Source organism: Pseudomonas sp. sp1636 (assembly GCF_030376615.1).
Classification (GTDB): domain Bacteria; phylum Pseudomonadota; class Gammaproteobacteria; order Pseudomonadales; family Pseudomonadaceae; genus Aquipseudomonas.
This window is the reverse complement of the sequence record NZ_JARRAB010000002.1, coordinates 317,619-332,826: the sequence shown is the minus strand read 5'-3', so window position 1 is coordinate 332,826 and position 15,208 is coordinate 317,619. Positions and strand designations below refer to the sequence as shown.

General features: G+C 62.0%; 13 protein-coding genes and 2 tRNA genes. 6 read left to right on the top strand and 9 right to left on the bottom strand.

Annotation, left to right across the window (positions count from 1 at the left end):
- Positions 1–46 precede the first annotated feature (46 nt).
- The 5 genes from nosR to P8H27_RS03300 all read right to left on the bottom strand — a co-directional run bounded on the left by nosR (position 47) and on the right by P8H27_RS03300 (position 6,186).
- Positions 47–2,170 carry a transcriptional regulator NosR gene (gene nosR / locus P8H27_RS03320; RefSeq protein ID WP_374761325.1) on the bottom strand — a complete coding sequence of 708 codons (2,124 nt, stop codon included), beginning with the start codon at positions 2,168–2,170 and terminating at the stop codon, positions 47–49.
- Between the two features lie 779 nt (positions 2,171–2,949).
- A complete protein-coding gene (locus P8H27_RS03315; RefSeq protein WP_289635186.1) occupies positions 2,950–3,651 on the bottom strand; it encodes an LrgB family protein in 702 nt (233 codons plus the stop codon).
- Positions 3,648–4,001, bottom strand: a complete 354-nt coding sequence (locus P8H27_RS03310) for a CidA/LrgA family protein (protein WP_289635185.1) — start codon at positions 3,999–4,001, stop codon at positions 3,648–3,650. Before P8H27_RS03310 ends, P8H27_RS03315 begins: the two co-directional genes overlap by 4 nt.
- Positions 3,998–4,525, bottom strand: coding sequence for a DUF934 domain-containing protein (locus P8H27_RS03305; RefSeq protein ID WP_289635184.1), 528 nt, complete (start codon positions 4,523–4,525; stop codon positions 3,998–4,000). Before P8H27_RS03305 ends, P8H27_RS03310 begins: the two co-directional genes overlap by 4 nt.
- Positions 4,522–6,186, bottom strand: coding sequence for a nitrite/sulfite reductase (locus P8H27_RS03300; RefSeq protein WP_289635183.1), 1,665 nt, complete (start codon positions 6,184–6,186; stop codon positions 4,522–4,524). The genes P8H27_RS03305 and P8H27_RS03300 overlap by 4 nt, the downstream gene beginning before the upstream one ends.
- 435 nt (positions 6,187–6,621) lie before the next feature.
- Between P8H27_RS03300 and ccoG the strand changes: the two genes are divergently transcribed.
- From ccoG to P8H27_RS03280, 4 genes are all read left to right on the top strand, one after another.
- Complete coding sequence (gene ccoG / locus P8H27_RS03295; protein ID WP_289635182.1) at positions 6,622–8,034, top strand: cytochrome c oxidase accessory protein CcoG; 1,413 nt, start codon at positions 6,622–6,624, stop codon at positions 8,032–8,034.
- A 149-nt stretch (positions 8,035–8,183) separates the two neighbouring features.
- Entirely contained in the window at positions 8,184–9,596 is a 1,413-nt protein-coding gene (mapR, locus tag P8H27_RS03290) for a GntR family transcriptional regulator MpaR (protein WP_289635218.1), read from the top strand.
- 261 nt (positions 9,597–9,857) lie between these two features.
- Complete coding sequence (ccoN, locus tag P8H27_RS03285) at positions 9,858–11,291, top strand: cytochrome-c oxidase, cbb3-type subunit I (RefSeq protein WP_289635181.1); 1,434 nt, start codon at positions 9,858–9,860, stop codon at positions 11,289–11,291.
- A 25-nt stretch (positions 11,292–11,316) separates the two neighbouring features.
- Positions 11,317–11,514, top strand: coding sequence for a cbb3-type cytochrome c oxidase subunit 3 (locus tag P8H27_RS03280; protein ID WP_374761324.1), 198 nt, complete (start codon positions 11,317–11,319; stop codon positions 11,512–11,514).
- A 390-nt stretch (positions 11,515–11,904) separates the two neighbouring features.
- Here P8H27_RS03280 and P8H27_RS03270 read toward each other — a convergent pair.
- Positions 11,905–11,980 (bottom strand) — tRNA-Gly (locus tag P8H27_RS03270).
- A gap of 26 nt (positions 11,981–12,006) precedes the next feature.
- A tRNA-Glu gene (locus P8H27_RS03265) sits at positions 12,007–12,082 on the bottom strand.
- A gap of 222 nt (positions 12,083–12,304) precedes the next feature.
- Between P8H27_RS03265 and P8H27_RS03260 the strand changes: the two genes are divergently transcribed.
- Entirely contained in the window at positions 12,305–13,075 is a 771-nt protein-coding gene (locus P8H27_RS03260) for a hypothetical protein (RefSeq protein WP_289635179.1), read from the top strand.
- 38 nt (positions 13,076–13,113) lie between these two features.
- Positions 13,114–13,776 carry a glutathione S-transferase family protein gene (locus tag P8H27_RS03255; RefSeq protein WP_289635178.1) on the top strand — a complete coding sequence of 221 codons (663 nt, stop codon included), beginning with the start codon at positions 13,114–13,116 and terminating at the stop codon, positions 13,774–13,776.
- A 60-nt stretch (positions 13,777–13,836) separates the two neighbouring features.
- Here the strand turns inward: P8H27_RS03255 and P8H27_RS03250 are convergent, their stop codons facing one another.
- Complete coding sequence (locus tag P8H27_RS03250; RefSeq protein WP_289635177.1) at positions 13,837–14,169, bottom strand: GAF domain-containing protein; 333 nt, start codon at positions 14,167–14,169, stop codon at positions 13,837–13,839.
- 145 nt (positions 14,170–14,314) lie between these two features.
- Entirely contained in the window at positions 14,315–15,205 is an 891-nt protein-coding gene (locus P8H27_RS03245; protein ID WP_289635176.1) for an ATP-binding protein, read from the bottom strand.
- Positions 15,206–15,208: the final 3 nt, after the last annotated feature.

Below are 15,208 nucleotides of genomic sequence, written 5' to 3'. Positions count from 1 at the left end.
GCTCCTTAGGGGGCGTGATTGGAAATAGTCAGATAAAGGGTGGTGCCTAGCGTTGCGGCTCCACCGCTTGCACGGGGATCAGCTGGGACCCGGCCGGCGCTTGCTTGCCGCGCTTGAGCCGCTTGTTTTTCGTGATCAGCGGTGGGCATTTGTCTTCGTTGTGGTAGGTCATCTGGCAATCCAGGCAGTAGTGGCATTCGTTGTGATTGATATGCCCGTCCGGATGAATTGCCTGTACTTCACATTCGTTTGCGCAGAGCTGGCAGGGGTTGCCGCACTCCTTGCGCCGCTTGAGCCAGTCGAACAGACGAAAGCGCCCCGTGATCGCCAGGCCTGCGCCCAACGGGCAGACGTAGCGGCAGTAGACTTTGCGGGTGAAGAGGTTGATCACCAGCAGGAGCACGGCGTAGGCGACGAACCACCACTGGCGGTCGAACCTGAGCGTGATCGCGGTCTTGAACGGCTCCACCTCGGCGACTTTTTCGGCCATCGTCATCGATTCCAGCGAGATGCCGAACAGCACCAGCAGCACGATGTACTTGATCGCCCAGAGCCGTTCGTGAACGCCGAAGGGCACGTCGTACTGGCGGATTTTCAGCTTGCGTGCCGCCTCGTTGATCAGCTCCTGCAGCGCGCCGAAGGGGCATAGCCAGCCGCAGAACACCCCACGGCCCCAGAGCAGAATGCTTGCGGCGGTGAATACCCAGAGGATGAATATCACCGGGTCGGTGAGGAACAGTTCCCAGCGGAAGTCCTGCACCAGCGCATGGACGAAGGTCAGCACGTTGACCACCGACAGCTGCCCCAGCGCGTACCAACCGATGAACACCACGGTGAAGACCAGGTAGCCGTGACGCAGGCGCTTCAGGAGCCTGGGGTGCTGGGTGAATTTATCCTGCAGGAAGAGAATGACGGTCAGCAGCGCCAGCGCCAGCAGGATCACGCCAATCTGGAAGCTTTTCGCGTACCAGATGTTGACCCACATCGGCCGATTGGCCTCCTCGATGGCGGCCAGTTCCTCGGCGCTCGGTTGCGGGCGTTCGATATAGTCCTCGGGAAGCTGGTAGGGCAACTCGAAACTGGTGAAGATGCCCTCCACCGGGCCGGTCTGGCGGCGCACCAGCAACTCCAGTGTCCACGGCGTGCCCGGGTCGAAACCGGCTTCTTCGCGGAGAATGAAGATCGCCATTTCCTTGAAGTCCGGCATGCCCTCGGCGTACACATCGTTGAGCCGCTGAAAGTCGGTATCGCGGAAGCTGTGGATATTGCCGAACTGGCGCACCTGCACCCGGTCGAAAATGCCGCCACGCACATACCCCGAGCCCTTGAACGAATACTCGCCGCTGCCCAGCACTGCGATGGCGTGCTCGCCCGGCTGGAGGTTTTCCATTACGAAGCGGTACTGGTTATCGCCCAGCAGGTTGCGGCCGATGGTCGGCGGGTTCAGGTGGGCGGCGTAGAGGTCGATGAAGGTCTCGGCGGCTTCTTCGGCTGGCGCCTCGTCGACGCCTTCGGCCGCCGTGCCATTGAAGGCCTCATTGATATCGCCATTGGTCAGGTGCAATCGGCGGATCGCGCCATTGCCGCTCAGTTCCGCCCAACTGGCGGAGCGGTAGACATCGTCGCGGACGATCGCCGGCTTCTGTCTGGCGTCGATGTTGTTCTTGACCAAGCCAAGGGACGCGGCCACTTCATGGGCCGAACGCATGATGATCTCGTTGGCCACCATCACGGTTACGGTGGCGCCTGTCACGGCATCGACGGTGACCGCCTTCTCGTCACTGGAGCGACCGACGACCACGCGCTGATCGGCCTTGACGCCCGCGTACTTCGCGGTGAAATCATGCAGTTTCTGCTCGGGAATGCCGATCAGCAGAATAGGTTCGTGATGCTCCAGCACATAGGCATCGACGATGGCGCCGTCACGGTCGAGCAGCACCTGAATATTCATCGGTTTGCCGGAGTACGCCGGCATGTCGACGACGTTAATGCTCTGATAGGCATAGCCGTAAACAGTGCCCGCACCATCGCTGAGCGTGCGTACCTGATGGTCGCCTTCGGGCTCGGAGGCTTGGGTAACGCTCGGGAAAAACAGCTCGATTCGCTGCTGCTCGGCCTCGTACTCCCTGGCCTGCAGCGACAAACTGCAAACCATGAAGAGCACCACCATGAGCAGGTGCTTCTCACAAATACTGGTAATAACGGACGTACTGCGTTGGCGTTTCATGGGCCATCCACTTCAAATCAGGAATCTACGGAGAAAAATTAATCACGCAGTCCGTACCGCTCCTCGACTGCGTTCGGCGTTGCCCGTCTGGGGATTGAAGACAGTGCGAACAGCAGATCTCCGACGCTGCGTACATGAATGAGCTCGCCAGCTTTTACCGGTGCCAGACACACCCGCTTGGGGGTGACGGCGGCCTCAATGACCGGAGTCGGAATTCGTTCTGTCATGACGGGCACTCATCAGTGCTGCTTCGGGCAGACGAGATCATCGGCTCTCGTCTGCGCCTAAAAAAGCGTCAGATGTGCGCAAAAAAAGCGAGTCAGGGGTCTTTTTTGCTGTGCCTACGGGAAGCCAATGGCCAACATTGATCGGGATCAATTGTGGCCAGACTGGGGCTCGGAACGGCGTCTCGATCTGCCAACCGCTCGCCGTCGATCGATACGCACAAGACCGGGAATGGAGAGCCTTACAACGCTGGCATTCTCACGAAGCAACAGTTACGCGAGCGGGGAAAGGCAATCCTGCGGACGGCCCTCAGCGCTGCGGGGGGACTATTGTTCGGGGTCGGCGGCCCAGCCGGGTTGCTGGCGTTGCGCCAGAGAGAGGAAACCCGCGCATTCGGCCGTACGCGTATATGGACTCAGGCTCCCCTGATCGCATATAGCAACCGGCAGTTACTCCCATCGATATCCAAGACAGGTGTCTCATCGCGACTCGGCAACTCATATAACCAACATTGCCGGCAGCACAAGTGCGGTGAGTATCCCTAAAAGGCTCATCGCAAGAGCCGCGAAGGCGCCGCACTCCTCGCCCTCCTGCAGGGCATGGGCCGTGCCGATGGCGTGGGCGTTCATGCCATAGCTCAGGCCGCGAGCAGCCGGGTGCTCGACTCTCGCCCAACCCAGCAGCAACGGCCCGAGTGCGGTGCCGATCACCCCGGTGAGCATCACCAGCACCGCCGCCAGCGAGGCAATACCGCCGATCTGCTCGGCCACCGGCATCGCGATGGGCATGGTCACCGATTTAGGTGCAAGACTCATCAGCACCACCCAATCGGCACCCAGCAGCCAGCCGATGGCCAGGGTCAGCGTCAGCGACAGCCCGCCGCCGGCCAGCAAGGTGATCATGATCGGCCAGAACAGTTGGCGAATGCGCTTGATGTTGTGTTGCAGTGGCACCGCCAGGGCTACGGTGGCCGGGCCGAGCAGCAGGGCAATGGGCTCGGCACCCGTGCGATAAGTGGCGTAGTCCAGCCCGCACAGCAGCAGGATGCCGACAACCAGCAGCATGGACACCAGTACCGGCTGCAGCACCAGCCAGCCACTGCGCCGGTACAGCCACATCGCCACCTGAAAGGCGGCCAGGGTCAACGCGATGGCAAACAGCGGATGGTTGATCAGATTGGGCCAAATGTTCCCGCTCATCGGCCACGCTCCTGACGCCGGGCCAGGGTCTGCAATAACCAGCCGCAGAACGGCACCGTGACCAGCAGCGACAACACCAACGCCGCGACAATCACCGGCAATTCGCCGAACAGCACGTCGCTGCTGGTCATGATTCCGGCGGCTGGCACCACCAGCAGCAACGGCAGATAGGGCAGCAGCCCGCTAGCCGCCTGCTGCAGCGGCTCGGGCACCGCGCCGCGCCATATCAGCCAGACGGCGAGCAACAGCAGGCCAATGATCGCACCCGGCAGCATGGGCAGTAGCCACTGGTTGAGGGCCACGCCGAGCAGTTGCAGCAGCACCAGCCAGAACAGACCACGCAACATCATGACGGTTGCTCTCCCTTGAGGCGCTCGCGGCGAAACAACGGTCGCGGCTCGATGGCCGAGCGGCCGTAGAGCACACTGAGCCCGGCCAGACCCTTGAGCGCATCCGCCAGCGACTTGTCGGCGCGCACGGCAAAGGCATCGAAACCGCACTGGCGCATATGCGCCAACTGATCGCGCAGTACGTCGCCGACCGCACGCAACTCTCCGCGCCAGCCCAGGCGCGTGCGCAGCAGGTAGGCCTGACTGTAGCCGCGGCCGTCGCGAAAGCTGGGAAAGTCGATGGCGATCAACGGCAGGCTGGCAAACCAGGGCTGGAGCACTTCTGGCTCGTCGCCCACCTGTAACAGCAAGGCGTCGCGGCTCATCGCCTCCCCGGCCAGTACTGCCGGCGTCTGCCGCTCGCGCCACTGCGCCAGCGACAGGATCAGCGGCGCGTCCGAGGTGCTGCCCGCCTCGAACAGTTGCCAGGGATCGTCTTCGATTATCCGGGCCTGGTTCTCGACCAAGCGGATCAGGTTATTCATACCGAAACCTCCGCGTAGACCCGCTCCTTGAACGGCTCCAGACCGATGCGCTGGTAGGTGTCGAGAAAGCCTTCGCCGCTTTCGCGATAATCGACGTAGGTGTGCACGATGCGCTCGATCACCGCCGGTACCTGTTCGGCGGCGAACGACGGGCCGATCACCTTGCCCAGCGCCGCGTGCTGCCCCTGGCTGCCGCCGAGGGTCAGCTGATACCACTCGCTGCCGTTCTTGTCGACACCGAGGATGCCGATGTTGCCAATGTGATGATGGCCGCACGCATTCATGCAACCGGAAATGTTCAGGCTGATGTCGCCCAGGTCGTGCAGGTAATCAAGGCTGTCGAAGCGCTGTTGGATGGCCTGGGCGATGGGGATCGACTTGGCGTTGGCCAACGAGCAGAAGTCGCCGCCCGGGCAGGCAATGATGTCGGTGAGCAGTCCGGCATTGGCGGTGCCCAAACCAGCAGCGCTGGCCTCGCGCCAAAGACTGTAGAGGTCGCTCTTGCGCACATCCGGCAGCACCAGGTTCTGCTCGTGGGCCACGCGAATCTCGCCGAAACCATAGCGCTCGCTCCAGTCGGCCAGTTGCTCCATCTGCTCGGCAGTAGCGTCGCCGGGCGCTGCACTGATACCCGGCTTGGTCGACAACAGCACGCTGGCGTAGCCCGGCATTTGGTGCGCCCTCACGTTGCGCTCGACCCAGCGAGCGAATGCCCCGTCGCGCGCCAGGCAAGTAGCAAAATCCAGATCGACGGCGGTCAGTTCGGCGTAGTCCGGCCGGCTAAAGGAGGCGGCGACACGCTGGTACTCCTCCTCGGTGAGTTGCGCCGGGCCGTCCTTGATTTGCTGCCACTCGCGCTCCACCTCTGCGGCGAAAGCCTCGATGCCCAGCGCCTTGACCAGGATTTTGATCCGCGCCTTATATTTGTTGTCACGCCGACCATGGCGGTTGTACACGCGCAGGATCGCCTCGACGTAGGACAGGCAATCCTGCCAAGGCAAGCCTTCGCGCAGCTGCTGGGCGATGATCGGCGTGCGTCCCAGGCCGCCGCCCACCAGCACGCGCAGCAGCAGTTCGTCCGCCTCGTCGCGGTACAGCTGCAGGCCGATGTCGTGCACCTGAATCGCCGCGCGATCCTCAGCAGCGGCGCACAGGGCGATCTTGAATTTACGCGGCAGGAAGAGAAATTCCGGGTTGATCGTCGACCACTGTCGCAGGATCTCGGCCAACGGGCGCGGATCCAGGTACTCGTCGGCGGCAACACCGGCAAAGGCTTCGGTGGTGATATTGCGCACGCAGTTGCCGGAGGTCTGGATGGCGTGCATGTCGTGTGCGGCCAGCCAGTCGAGGATATCCGCAACGCGCTCCAGTTCGATCCAGTTGAACTGGATGTTCTGCCGCGTAGTGAAGTGCCCGTAGCCACGGTCGTAGAGCCTGGCGATATGCGCCAGCGCGCGCATTTGATCCGCCGACAGGGTGCCGTAAGGAATCGCCACACGCAGCATGTAGGCGTGCTTCTGCAGGTACAGGCCGTTCTGCAGGCGCAGCGGCAGAAACTCCTCCTCGCTCAGCTCGCCGCCGATGCGCCGCTCCACCTGGTCGCGGAACTGGGCGACGCGCTCGCGCACCAGTGCGCGGTCATAGTCGTCGTAGTGATACATCGGTGGCGTCCTCATCGTCGTGGGGTGACGACTATGCCCGCCGGGCATGCACTGGAAACAGCGGCAGAAATGACTAAAAAAAGCGGATCAGACATCGGTGGGCGAATTCACGCGGCACTACGCGGGGCGGAAGGTCGGGCTGGCGGCGGACTGCTCGCTGCGCGTTCGAATTCACCCTGGCCTGCTGCGCCGCCTCCCGTTAGCCGCGGCGCGGTGATATGTCGCAGTCAATCCCTCATTGGCGGCCAACAAACAATCTCGCCGCGGCCACCGAGGCCCCGCTAGCCGCGGCCTTCACGATGAAACAGCGCAGCAAGAGAGCCATTTCCCGCACCATCTGATCCGCTTTTTTAATGAAAACCTGAGCCTGTTTTACAACCAGTCGTGCCCCGATCATGGCACCAGCCTGCTTAACGCCTGATGAGGGCAGAAACCATGACCGAGCGTATTCCCGTCCAGCACATCGAGAGCATCGATGCCGCCAAGCCCATCCGCCTGACTCCAGCTCAGGCCGGCGGGCCGATCCATACTCGCAGTTTTATCGGGCGCTACCGCAACCTGCGCCTACTTGGTGCCGGGTTGCTGTTTGCGCTGTTCTTCGGCACCGCCTGGCTAAACTGGGGCGGTCGCCAGGCCGTGCTCTGGGATCTAGGCGGACGTCAGTTCCACATCTTTAGCGCCACCTATTGGCCGCAGGATTTCATCCTGCTCTCGGCCATCCTGATCATCGCCGCCTTCGGCCTGTTTTTCATCACCGTACTGGCTGGCCGCGTCTGGTGCGGCTACGCCTGCCCACAGAGTGTTTGGACCTGGATCTTCATGCGCGTGGAGCAGATCACCGAGGGTGACCGCAGCCAGCGCATCAAGCTCGACGCCGCGCCCTGGTCGTTGCAGAAAGTGCTACGCCGTGGCGCCAAGCACGGTCTGTGGCTGGCGGTAAGCCTAATCACCGCACTGGCCTTCGTCGGCTACTTCACTCCGATCCGTCAACTGAGCAGTGACCTGCTAACCCTGGAAGTGGGTGCCGGCACGGCGTTCTGGCTGCTGTTCTTCACCACCGCCACCTACCTCAACGCCGGCTGGTTGCGCGAGAAAGTGTGCCGTGACATGTGCCCTTACTCGCGATTCCAGAGTGTGATGTTCGACAGCGATACCCTGATCATTTCCTACGACGCCGCCCGTGGCGAAAGCCGCGGCCCGCGCAAGAAAGACGCCGACCACAAGGCTGAAGGCCTGGGCGACTGCGTGGACTGCACCTTATGCGTGCAGGTCTGCCCCACCGGCATCGACATTCGCGATGGCCTGCAATTGGACTGCATCGGCTGCGGTGCCTGCATCGACGCCTGCGACAGCGTGATGGACAAACTCGGTTACGAGCGCGGCCTGGTACGCTACAGCTCCGAGCGTGAACTGGCCGGCGGCCGCACCCGTTGGCTACGGCCCAACCTGATCGGCTATGCGGCGATGCTGCTGGTGATGATCGGTGCTTTCGCCTGGGCGCTGGCGGAGCGGCCACTGCTGTCATTGGACGTGACCCGGGATCGCGGCCTGTTTCGCGAGAACGATGCCGGGCAGATCGAAAATATCTACAGCCTGAAAATCATCAACAAAACCCAGCAGGCACGCCGCTACAGCATCTCTCTGGCCGAGCCGGGCGACTTCGAACTGCACGGCCCGCAGTCGCTGCGGCTGGCCGCGGGCGAGATCCGCGACCTGCCTGTAAGCGTGGCGCTGACTTCCGAGCGCAAGACTTTGGGGGCGCAAACCCTACGTTTTGAGGTGGCGGATCAGAACGCCCCGGATAACCGCATCACGACCAAGAGTACCTTCCTTGCTCCGCCGCGCTAACCCCGCTGGCGAGGCCGGGTTGCGGGCGACCCTGCGTGGGGTCGCCCGCAAGCCCCCGTGATCACTCATCAACCGAGAACACTGCCATGTCCATGCCGATCCCCGTAAAGTGTCCGCGCACCCCCTTTGCGCCGGTGAACCAGGACAAGATGAAACGCTACGAGAAATTTGCCGACGAAATTGCTGAGTTGATCCGCAGCGGCGTGGTCGGCCCCGGAGAGAAGGTGCCTTCGGTACGCCACGCCAGCCGTACTTATGGCGTCAGCCCGTCCACGGTGTTTCAGGCTTACTACCTGCTGGAGGATCGCGGTCTGATTCAGGCCCGTGCACGCTCCGGTTACTTCGTCCGCGAACACGCTCAGCGTCCGCTGCACGAACCGGAACTCGCCGCCCGCGCTGCGCAGACCACGGATGTCGGCGTCAGCGAGTTGGTGTTCTCCGTGCTCACTTCGCTGAAGGATCCGCACACCGTACCCTTTGGCTCTGCCTTCCCCAGCCCCGACCTGTTCCCCCTGCCGCGCCTGGCCCGCTCCATGGCGCACGCCCTGCGCACGCTTTCGCCGCACGAGGTCATAGCTGACATGACCGCAGGCAACGCCAACCTGCGCCGGCAAATCGCCCTGCGTTACATGGTCAGCGGGGTGATGCTTCCGCTGGAGGAACTGGTTATCAGCAACGGTGCCATGGAGGCGCTCAACCTTGCCCTGCAGTGCGTGACCCAGCCGGGCGACCTGGTGGCCATCGAGTCGCCGGCGTTCTATGCCTGTTTGCAGGTGCTGGAGCGCCTCCAACTCAAGGCGGTGGAAATTCCCGTGCACCCACGCGAAGGCATCGACCTGGATGTCCTCGCGGACTGCCTGCAGCATCTCCCGATCAAGGCCTGCTGGTTTATGAGCAGCCTGCAGAACCCGCTCGGCGCCAGCATGAGCGAGTCGAGAAAACAGGCGCTCTATGAGTTGCTCAGCCAGCATCAGGTGCCGCTGATCGAGGACGACGTGTACGCCGAGCTGCACTTCGGTAGCCAGCCGCCCAAGCCGGTGAAGAGCTTCGATCGCGAGGGCCTGGTGATGCATTGTGGCTCCTTCTCCAAGAGTCTGGCGCCGGGCTACCGGGTCGGCTGGGTGGCCGGCGGACGCTATGCCGAGCAAATCAGCCGGCTCAAGCTGATGACCACTATCTCGCCCTCGGTGCCGGCCCAGGCGGCGCTGGCCGACTATCTGCAGCACGGCGGCTACGACCGCCATCTGCGCAAGCTGCGCCACGCCCTGGAGATGCAGCAAGGCGCCATGCTCGCCTCCGCCGCGCGGCATTTCCCCGCCAGCACTCGGGTCACCCGGCCTAGTGGCGGTTACTTCCTGTGGTTTGAATTTCCTGAGCGACTGGATTCGCTGCAGCTGCTGCGCCTGGCCCTGGCGCAGGGCATCAGCCTCGCGCCGGGGCCGATCTTCTCTGCCAGCCAGGGCTTCCGCCATTGCGCTCGCCTGAACTACGGGCACCCCTGGGACACGCGCAGCGAACAGGCCATGGAAGTGCTCGGGCGGCTGGTAGCGGGGCTGCTTTAATCCGCCACCGCGTTCCGGCAATGAGCGGCATGCAGCGGCATGCAGCGGCTTGGAGCCGGGTACCCGGATCGGATCCCCATACACCCGGCAAGCGGCCTGATCGCCCTTCTCGTGAGTTCTAGCGCCTGAAAATACCTGGAAATCCGCTAACTGATACGCATGTTGCAGCGCTTTCTGAGTCTGTTTTGTGCAAATGGCTCCTTCTACAGTGTCGGCACTTTCGCGGCTCCCGTCGCACCTCCTGTGTGGAAGGTTATTCCGATGCAAAGCGCTGCAACTCAACAGGCCTACAACTACCAGGTCGTCCGCCAGTTCATCCTGATGACCATCGTCTGGGGCGTGCTGGGCATGTGTACCGGCGTACTCATAGCCGCTCAGCTGGTGTGGCCGGAGCTTAACTTCGACACGCCCTGGCTCAGCTTCGGCCGTCTGCGCCCACTGCACACCAGCCTGGTGATCTTCGGCTTCGCCGGCAGCGCGCAATTCGCCGCCAGCTACTACGCGGTGCAGCGTACCTGCCAGACCCGGCTATTCTCCGACAGGCTCACCGCCTTCACCTTCTGGGGCTGGCAACTGACCATCCTGATCATGCTGGTAACCCTGCCCATGGGCTTGACCACGACCAAGGAGTACGCCGAAATCGAGTTCACCGGTGCGGTGTGGATGGCCATCGTCTGGGTCGCCTACGGCATCGTATTCTTCACCACCGTCACCCGACGCAGGACACGCCACATCTACGTCGGCAACTGGTTTTTCGGTGCCTTCATCCTGGTCATCGCCATGCTCCACGTGGTCAACCATCTGGCCATTCCGGTGAGCTGGTTCAAGTCCTATCCCATTTACTCCGGCACCACAGATGCCATGGTGCAGTGGTGGTACGGCCACAACGCCGTAGGCTTCTTCCTCACCACCGGCTTCCTCGGGATGATGTATTACTTCGTGCCCAAACAGGTGAATCGGCCGGTGTATTCCTACCGCCTTTCCATCGTGCATTTCTGGGCGCTAATCACCCTGTACATCTGGGCCGGCCCGCACCACCTGCACTACACCGCCCTGCCCGACTGGGCGCAGTCCCTCGGCATGGTGATGTCGATCATCCTCTTAGCACCATCCTGGGGCGGCATGGTCAACGGCATGATGACCCTCTCCGGTGCCTGGCACCTGCTGCGCACAGACCCGATTCTGCGCTTCCTGGTGGTATCCCTGGCCTTCTACGGCATGTCCACCTTCGAAGGCCCAATGATGGCGATCAAGACCGTCAACGCCCTGTCCCACTACACCGACTGGACTATCGGCCACGTGCACGCCGGCGCCCTGGGCTGGGTGGCAATGATCACCTTCGGCTCGCTCTACCACCTGATCCCCAGGGTGTTCGGCCGCGAGCGGATGTTCAGCATCGGACTGATCAATGCGCACTTCTGGTTGGCCACCATCGGCACCGTACTGTACATCGCCTCGATGTGGGTCAACGGTATCGCCCAGGGCCTGATGTGGCGCGCGGTTAACGAGGACGGCACCCTCACCTACTCCTTCGTCGAAGCCCTGGAGGCCAGCCATCCCGGTTATGTGGTGCGCCTGATTGGCGGCCTGTGCTTCCTTGCCGGCATGCTGCTGATGGCCCTCAACACTTGGCGGACCCTGCGCACTAGGCAAACGCTAGCTATCGAAGAAACGGAACCCGCTCATGCCGGCTGAGCTCTGGTGGATGATCGCGGTGACGATGTTTTATCTCGGCGTGCAAAGCTGCCTCACCCGCGGCAACCAACGCGACCTCGATCAGGCCAGCATGCTCCCCTTCGCCGACGACCCCGAGGTAGCGCGCCGTGTCGAGCGTGACACAGGGCGCAGCACCAGTGGCTGCGCCTGCCCAGGCAGTTGCGACGGCACCTGTCGACACCTCGGCCGGCATGAGTTCTAACTTGTTCTAGCAGGCCGTTGATGGCCAGTCATGCGCGATTTACTTGATAGCGACTAGGTCAGCTACGACTGGCAGCATTACACCCAGCTGTTCGAGAGCACGCCAGGTGCATCGCGCAATGAGGCGCCCGTTGCAGACTCACGCAGCTGCCGCGTCGGCTCAAACACGGCCTGACACCTCATGCCGACAGTGAGCGGACATAGCGCAAGTTCCAGCTGCCGCGCCGGTTCGCCGTTGAACTGGCGCTCGGAGCAGGCACGCTGAATGCAGAATGGACTAAAAAGCCCTGGGGGAGTGGTTTCCAGTCGATTTCGCTGGAACGAAAAAAGGGCCTTTCGGCCCTTTTTTCAATAACCTACAAATTTCAGTGAACATCTGTAGGCCATAATTTGGAGCGGGAAACGAGACTCGAACTCGCGACCCCGACCTTGGCAAGGTCGTGCTCTACCAACTGAGCTATTCCCGCAATGACAACTGCATCAACAACGAAATTGGCGTCCCCTAGGGGACTCGAACCCCTGTTACCGCCGTGAAAGGGCGGTGTCCTAGGCCACTAGACGAAGGGGACGCAACCCGGAACCTACAATGTACTGTCCGGCTCCCGACTCACTGCAACAAAGCATTGCGCTGGAAGTGGCGCGCATTCTATGGATCCTTTGCAGAGTCGTCAACCTCTCTGTAATTTTTTTTTAAAATCAACGACTTCAAGTCAGAATATCAGGCTGCTCTATCAGCCTCGGGGCGAAGGCACTACACTCCGACGAAAACCAGCACTCGAGAGGCGGTACCAATGTCCCCACTGGTAATTACCCTGCTGATTGTCGGTGGCATCGCCCTATTGATTGCCATTGCCTACGTCAATCACATGGTCGAGAACAACAAGCTGGAAAAGGCTCGCTTCAAAACCGAGCTCAACGATCGCATCCGTCGCTGCGCCACTGTATCCGAGTCCTTGCCCGGACAGCTGATGACGCCCCAGCTGAAACTCATGCTCAGCCACCTGCAAATGCACTTCACCCAGCGCCTGGTGCAATTGCAGCCAAGCGATGCCGACAGCAAAGCGCAACTCGAAACACTGCGCCAGTTGATTGCCCAGGGCGATGCGATCCCGGTACAGAACCCGCCACAACAAATCAGCAGCGAAGCCAAAGCCAAGGAAGTGCGCTTTCAACTGGAAAACCTGCACGGACAAATCACCCGCTGCACTCAAGATGGCATCCTGCCTGCCAAGGAGGCCAAGCACTGGGTCAATGAAGTTCGCCACATGCTGGTGCAGTTGCATATCGAACTGTTCGGCAACCTTGGCCAGCTAGCGCTGCAACAGAGCCAGCCAGGCCAGGCTCGCCTGGCGTTCGAGCGCGGCGTGCAGTACCTGCGCAAGCAAACCGACACCGCACGTTATCAAGCGTTGCTGCAGAGGTTCGAAGCTCAGCTCGCCCGCGCCAATGCCATGGTGGTGGACATGGGCAAGCCGACAGCCGAAGACGCCAGCGAGCTGACCGAGGGGCTGAAAAGCCTGGAAGGCGATGAAGACTGGAAGAAGAAGAATATTTACGACTGAGCCCGCTCCCCCTTACCTGCAGCAGACGAGGATACTCAATGAGCCTGACGGTTTATGGCGCCCCGCTTTCTCCCTTCGTGCGCAAGGTACGCTTGTGCCTCGCAGAGAAAGACCTCGAATACACACTGGAAATCATCCTGCCTTTCGGCCAGCCGGCCTGGTATCGCGAACTCAGCCCGCTGGGCCGTATTCCGGCCTTGCGAGATGGTGATTTCAGCCTGGCCGACTCGAGCGTGATCTGCCAGTACCTGGAGGACAACTATCCAGAACACAGCCCTCTGCTGGGCCAGAATGCCGAACAGCGAGCCCGCGTACGCTGGCTGGAAAAATACAGCGACTACGAACTGGCGCCACTTTGCACCTTCAGCGTATTCCGCAACCGCACCCTGAAGCCCTCCATGGGCCAGCCCTGCGATGAGGCGGCCGTACAGACCACGCTGACGGAGAAGCTGCCGGCACATTTCGACTACCTGGAACACACCCTGGGCAGCGCCGAGTACTTCGTCGGCGCCAGCCTGACCCTGGCCGACCTGGCGTTTGCCTGCCAGATCATCAACATGGAACACGCCGATGAGCGGCTGGATGCCCAACGCTGGCCGAACTTGAGCGCACTCTATCAGCGGGTGAAAGCGCGCCCCTCGGTGCAAGCCCTACTGCCCGGCGAGCAGAAGATGCTCGCCAAGATGGCCGGCAAGGCCTGATCCAGGGTAGTGCCGCCCCGCCGGGCTGAAGCGCAGCGCCGCCCAGCCCATGCAACCGCGTCAACAGTCGCTAAGGCGCAACAAGATAGCGACCAAACCCTCAATCCCGGCCTGATCCGCCGCACTAAAGCGGCTCAACTGCGGGCTATCCAGATCCAGCACGCCGATCAGCCGCTCTGCCTTTATCAGCGGAACCACCAGTTCGCTGCGCGAGGCGCTGTCGTAGGCGATATGCCCGGCAAAGGCGTGCACATCCTCCACCCGCTGGGTTTGCCAGGTAGCCGCGGCCACCCCGCACACCCCACGCCCAGCGGAATCCGCACGCAAGCTACCCGCCCCTGGAATGGCCCCAGCACCAGCTCGTCCCCCCGGGCCAGATAGAAACCAGCCCAATTGAGTTCGCCCAACTCCTGGAACAGCAAGGCGCAGAACTGCGCGGCATTGGCAATAAAATTCCGTTCATCGGCCAACAGCGCCTGCAGTTGCGCGGCCAGCAGCGAATAACCATCGGACTCAACGTCTGCTGGCGCAAGGTCGATCATGGCTGGCACTCCAGGAGTTGTAGCCCGACCCAGTGCCGAGCGAATTGATAGGCACAGCGACCATTGCGATTACCGCGGCCCAAGGCCCAGCGAATCGCCGCTTTTTCCAGCGCCTCGCTCCACTGCCAGCTCAACCCGGCCTGATGCGCCTGCACCTCGACCCAATGCCGTACCACATCGAGGAAGTGATCCTGGGTGAACGGGTAGAAGGACAACCACAGGCCGAAACGATCAGACAACGCGATCTTGTCCTCTATCGCCTCGCTGGGATGCAGTTCGCCGTCGACCATCTGCGCGGCCTCGTTGTCGCTGTGACGCTCCGGCAACAGATGGCGGCGATTGGAGGTGGCGTAGAGCAGCACATTGTCCGGCGAGCGCTCCAGCGAACCATCCAGCACGCTTTTCAGCACCCGGTAATCGCCCTCGCCGGCCTCGAAGGACAGATCGTCGCAAAACAGCACAAAGCGTTGCGGCAGCCGCATCAGTTGTTCGACCACGCGCGGCAGATCCGCCAGGTGGTCGCGTTCGATCTCGATCAGGCGCAGCCCGGCCATGGCATGTTCGGCCAACAACGCGCGAACCAACGATGACTTTCCCGTGCCACGCGCGCCCCAGAGCAAAGCATGGTTAGCCGGCAGACCCTGGATGAATTGTCGGGTGTTGCGCGCCAACTGCTCACGCTGAGTGTCCACACCGATCAGATCCGTCAAATTCAGGTCAAGGTCGATGCTCAACGGCTGCAAGTAGCCACTGCGCCCCTCTCGATGCCAGCGCGCAGCCAGACTGTGCTGCCAATCGATATCGCCACGCTGAGCCGGCAACAGCGGCTCGAGCCGCGCAAGCACGCTCTCGGCGCGCTGGAGAAAAGCATTTAAACGGGAATCCACGAC